5 protein-coding genes are annotated in these 4,194 nt (G+C 62.8%); 2 read left to right on the plus strand and 3 right to left on the minus strand.

Annotation, left to right across the window (positions count from 1 at the left end):
* A partial coding sequence (locus tag P1T08_18345) for a hypothetical protein (GenBank protein MDF1598036.1) occupies nt 1–219 on the plus strand: 219 nt, incomplete at its 5' end.
* Between the two features lie 397 nt (nt 220–616).
* Here P1T08_18345 and P1T08_18350 read toward each other — a convergent pair.
* The 3 genes from P1T08_18350 to P1T08_18360 form a co-directional block, all read right to left on the minus strand.
* The gene (locus P1T08_18350; protein MDF1598037.1) at nt 617–1,225 is read right to left on the minus strand and encodes a hypothetical protein; all 609 of its coding nucleotides are present in this window, start codon (nt 1,223–1,225) and stop codon (nt 617–619) included.
* Nucleotides 1,222–1,797: an RNA polymerase sigma factor gene (locus tag P1T08_18355; protein ID MDF1598038.1), complete on the minus strand. Its 576-nt coding sequence runs from the start codon at nt 1,795–1,797 to the stop codon at nt 1,222–1,224. The genes P1T08_18350 and P1T08_18355 overlap by 4 nt, the downstream gene beginning before the upstream one ends.
* Before the next feature lie 244 nt (nt 1,798–2,041).
* Nucleotides 2,042–3,664, minus strand: a complete 1,623-nt coding sequence (locus tag P1T08_18360; GenBank protein MDF1598039.1) for a VCBS repeat-containing protein — start codon at nt 3,662–3,664, stop codon at nt 2,042–2,044.
* Nucleotides 3,665–4,003: 339 nt separating this feature from the next.
* Here P1T08_18360 and P1T08_18365 point away from each other — a divergent pair.
* On the plus strand, nt 4,004–4,194 hold a 191-nt coding region (locus P1T08_18365; protein MDF1598040.1), incomplete at its 3' end, for an IS110 family transposase.

Genomic DNA, 4,194 nt, shown 5'->3' on the forward strand with positions numbered 1-4,194 from the left:
CCGGAGATAGTGGAACAGATCCTCGACATGATGGAACGGCGGTGGATCGGCGAAGAAGTCCCTGCCCTGGGAGGGATCACACCCCGCCAAGCAGCCGTCGACCCTACCCGCCGAGAAGACCTCATCGCCCTACTCCGGTCGTTCGACCGGATACCCACCAGCGGGGGAATCACCATGCGACCCAACATCCTCCGTCGTCACCTCGGCCTGGAGGAATGACCCGGCGCTTCCCGAAAGGGCATGTCGGAGAACGGTGTAACTGGCTGTCGGGCAGGGGGTGCCCTCACGTTCCATGGTCGATGTGCTCTCGGAGTACCCGCTCCTCGAAGTGCCGTTCGGGGACGGGTGGTTGTGAGGTGCGTTATGGGGTCCCCGTATCAAATGGACGAAACACAACAGTTTCGTGAGTCCTCTTCGTTACGCTGAGTGGCCGGCACCGCGCTCGCCGACGTGCCGATATTGAGCGGTTCCAGATACATGGGCGGTTTCGCTCGGGATCAGGGTGATATGCGCTATTCGGTCTGGACGTGCCGACTCTTAGGATCAGGGCTGTCAGTCTCTCGAATTCGGGTCTTAGACGGGTGGGAGTGCCTTTGGGACCGGTGTCCGATCCACGTCACTTGTCAGCTATTGGTTGGCACGGTGCCACTGCACCTGTCGCAACAGCGAAATCGCCCTTGGTTGAAAAGCCGCCGACCGCGTTCTCGCCGTCTTGGGTACCGATCTGTTCCAGCTCTTTGTCAGTCAGGGGTTCGACCGACCAGGTGAGAACAAAGGTCTCACCGTCGCGGACAGTGTCGGGGGCCAGGGTCACCGAGATGTGTTGCTCGCTGATGCTGACCATCATGTTGGTCTCTCGGTCCACCTCTGTGTATCGGCCCGGGGCGCAGGTCTGTAGGGCGGGAAGGTAGGTGATGTCAGCGTTGATGCCATGTTCCTTCAACGCTCGCTCAAGACCCGCAGCGTCTTCGGGCCGGTTGATCTGGACGTGGACCTCGCCGGCGTTGCCCTCACCCACGGAGTAGGCAGGGGTTGAGCCGAGACCGGGCACCATAAGAATGGCCCCAATCGCGGCAGCCACTGCGATGCCTCGCAGGACATACCGGAAAGCACCGAGGCGTTGCGACCGTTGCTCATGGCGACGTCCGGCCGCACCGGGTTCGGCTACGTAGTCACGCAGTTCAGCCAGGAGCCGCTTTTCGAAAGAGTCGAGTTGGGTACTCATGAGATCACCTCGATGATGCTTGGGACTGTTTGGGTCAAACGCCGACGGGCGCGGTGGTATCGCACCCGAGCGTTGTTGGGCGAAATGCCGAGGGCTTGCGCCGCCTCGTCGAGTCTGAGCCCGTCCACGGCGACGAGTTCAACGACAGCACGCTGCCCTTCAGGCAGGTCCGCCAGTGCCTCGACCACCGCGCGAGCTTTACGCTCCGCATCGATCCGGGCAACCAGGTGTTCGGTAGCTTCGTCGTCGAGCCACTCACGAGCACGGAATCTGGCGGTGGCCCGCGCTCGTCGATAAGCGGAACGGTGATGGCTGGCAACGACATGGCGAGCGATGCCGTACAGCCAGCCAGCAGGGCTCCCCAAATCGGGCTTATACCGATGCGAACTGTCAATCGCAGCCAAGAACACGTCGGCGGTGAGGTCAGCTGCAGTCTCCGGGTCGGCAGTCCTACGAGCAACAAACCGCTGCACCTGCTCGAGGTGCTGGCGGTAAAACGCCTCGAGAGCGTCCGGGTCATGCCCGATGTCGGCAACAGCGAAGGCTGGCGTCCCTCCTACTGCGGGTGTCATATCTACTCTTCGCCGATAGGGACACAGACGTTACACCCCCAAAGGTCGTCACAATCAGCGATGGAAACGGTCCCCTTCCTGTACACGGGTTCACAACCGGGAGTCACCCGAGTCCTTCCACACGTCTAGCGTCGGCGCTCGCCGCGTCTTCAACCCAATCGATACGTGCCGATACTGAGCACTCGGCGGAATGTGCGTTCTTGTCCCCGATTTGGCGATATGGGCGCTGGACCGAGGGCTTCTGTTAGCTGTCGGTGGTCCAGCAGCGATCACCGAGGAGGTTTGTGATCTCCGGGCTTGAAAGCGGATCAGTCGACCCGGACGGGTCGAAGGTCCCGCTGTCGGTTCCTACCTGGATGGCGTCGTGACCCTCAATCCGGTAGATGGACCGTTCCCACGAGGCTTCGGTGGCGGACAGCAGCGTGCCATCGATGATGGCGACTTCCCGTTTCCCGTTGTCGGTGAAGTCGCCGCATCCGTAGGCGAGGAACCCATGCGGGGGCAAGCCTTCCCAGAGGGTGAGATGCTTCCCGTCGGGGGTGTGCACGTAGTCGAGGACACCATCAACGATGGCGAGCACATCTGCGCCTGCACCCCAGGCGGCAGTACCGCCGGTGAGGATCTCATCGATCCTGTCACCATTGAGATCGGCGGCGATCAACACCTCACCGTGACCCGACCCGGGAACCGCATAGGTCGATTGGGCGGTGCACACCACTAATTCCAGGGGTCCAGTGTCGAAGATGGCCAGATCGGTCATACCGTCCCCGTCGAAATCCCCGCCGATCGCCCGCTCCGAATCACAACTGCGGAGCGGGCCTGCCCGTGGCACGGTCAACACTCCCCGGTCGAATCCACCGAAGTAGGCGACCGCCCCGGACTTGTCGATAAGCAGCGGCCCGCCATAGGTTTGATCACAGACCAGCGCTTCGCCCAACCACTCCGCCGTGAAACAGAACCCGCCGTCGATGCGCACCCCATCACCGTATCTCAGGGTGACGGTCCTGGCGTCGAGATTGGAACCGTCCTCGATGTCGTAGCGGGTCAAGGTGAGCGTCGAGTCGGAGCCCACAAACCCGGATTCCAGCAGGGTCACTTCGCCGTCCTTCACGACGATGGCGAGCGATGCTTCCGGACCAGGTGGCAAGGCCCAGACCTCCGTACCATCCATCGACCTCACTCCGAAACCCTGCCGTCCCTCGCCTCCACTCACCAACGCCACTTTCTCGCCGGCAAGCCGCGCTTGACTCACCCCCGACTCCCAACCACCGACCGACCCCAGATCGGTTGAAACACCGGTGACCAGATCCACCAACAGAAGCCGCACGTCGCGGTCGTCGGGGCCACCCTCGACCGTCGAGGTAGCGAGCGCCACCGCCCGACCATCGACCACACCTGCATCAAATAACCTGAGCTGGCCCGCACTCATCGGCAAGGGCCTGACCCCGGCCGGGTCAAACACCAAGATGGGACCCTCAACCCACCGCGGGTACACACCACCCGTATCGGTCGACCGCTGGGCAACCACCAGACCCTCGCCAACCATGAACGCCACCGCCGTCGGCTCATCCCACAACTGCACGATCGGCGCCCCATCCCCATGCAAAACCAGGAATATCCCGTCGTCGGAAGCCACCACCTCCTCCGCAACCAGCGGCAAAGAAGCCTCCTCGAAGCTCGACCCCGCCGTGGTGGACGTCGTCAAGGTTGTTGAACTCGTCGTCAGGACTACCACAGAACTAGTCGTCGATGAGGGAGCCGTCGATGAGGAAACGGCAGCCTCGCCACAGCCAGAGACCCACACCGACACAACAACGGCGGCCACGACGTGTAGCCACCGGTCCGACCAGCCTGTCTCCTGTGCCATGCAACTTGAACGCTACCTACGGCCGCCCGGTTCCCCAACGCATTCATCGACCATCGACCAGACCACCACCAGTGACCGCACTGAAGCGAGGCGCCGCACGCCTACGTGCCTGATAGGGCTGTAGGGGCGTTGCGGGAGTTGGTTCCGTAACGTTGCAGGGGTCCCGGTGGGTGTCGCTCTCGACGTGCCTGCCGCCCGTGAGGGTTGGCTTTCGAGCGAGCTGTCGTGCTCGCCGGGATCTCTGCTGGCGGTGTGGCTCGAAACAGGCGTAGCACGCAGGACCGTATCAGGAGTGCCCACCGTCAGATCCACCGACCCCCGAACCAGAGGAGGTGTGTCATGTCGGTGATGATTGGAATCGACCCCGCGAAGGGTTCTCATGCCGCGGCGGCGGTGAACGGTAGCGAGGAGGCGGTGGCGGAGCTCGAGGTCCGTGCCAGCCGCCGTCAGACCAGCGAGCTGTTGGCCTGGGCGGAGCAGTTCCCACAGCGAAAGTGGGCAATCGAGTCCGCCAACGGGCACGGCTATCT

The sequence above is a fragment of the Acidimicrobiia bacterium genome (assembly GCA_029210695.1).
GTDB lineage: Bacteria > Actinomycetota > Acidimicrobiia > Spongiisociales > JAHEDJ01 > JAHEDJ01.

Coding starts and splice junctions, on each gene's coding strand:
- P1T08_18350 (MDF1598037.1), bottom strand. CDS start 1,225: ATGAGTACCCAACTCGACTCTTTCGAAAAGCGGCTCCTGGCTGAACTG.
- P1T08_18355 (MDF1598038.1), bottom strand. CDS start 1,797: ATGACACCCGCAGTAGGAGGGACGCCAGCCTTCGCTGTTGCCGACATC.
- P1T08_18360 (MDF1598039.1), bottom strand. CDS start 3,664: ATGGCACAGGAGACAGGCTGGTCGGACCGGTGGCTACACGTCGTGGCC.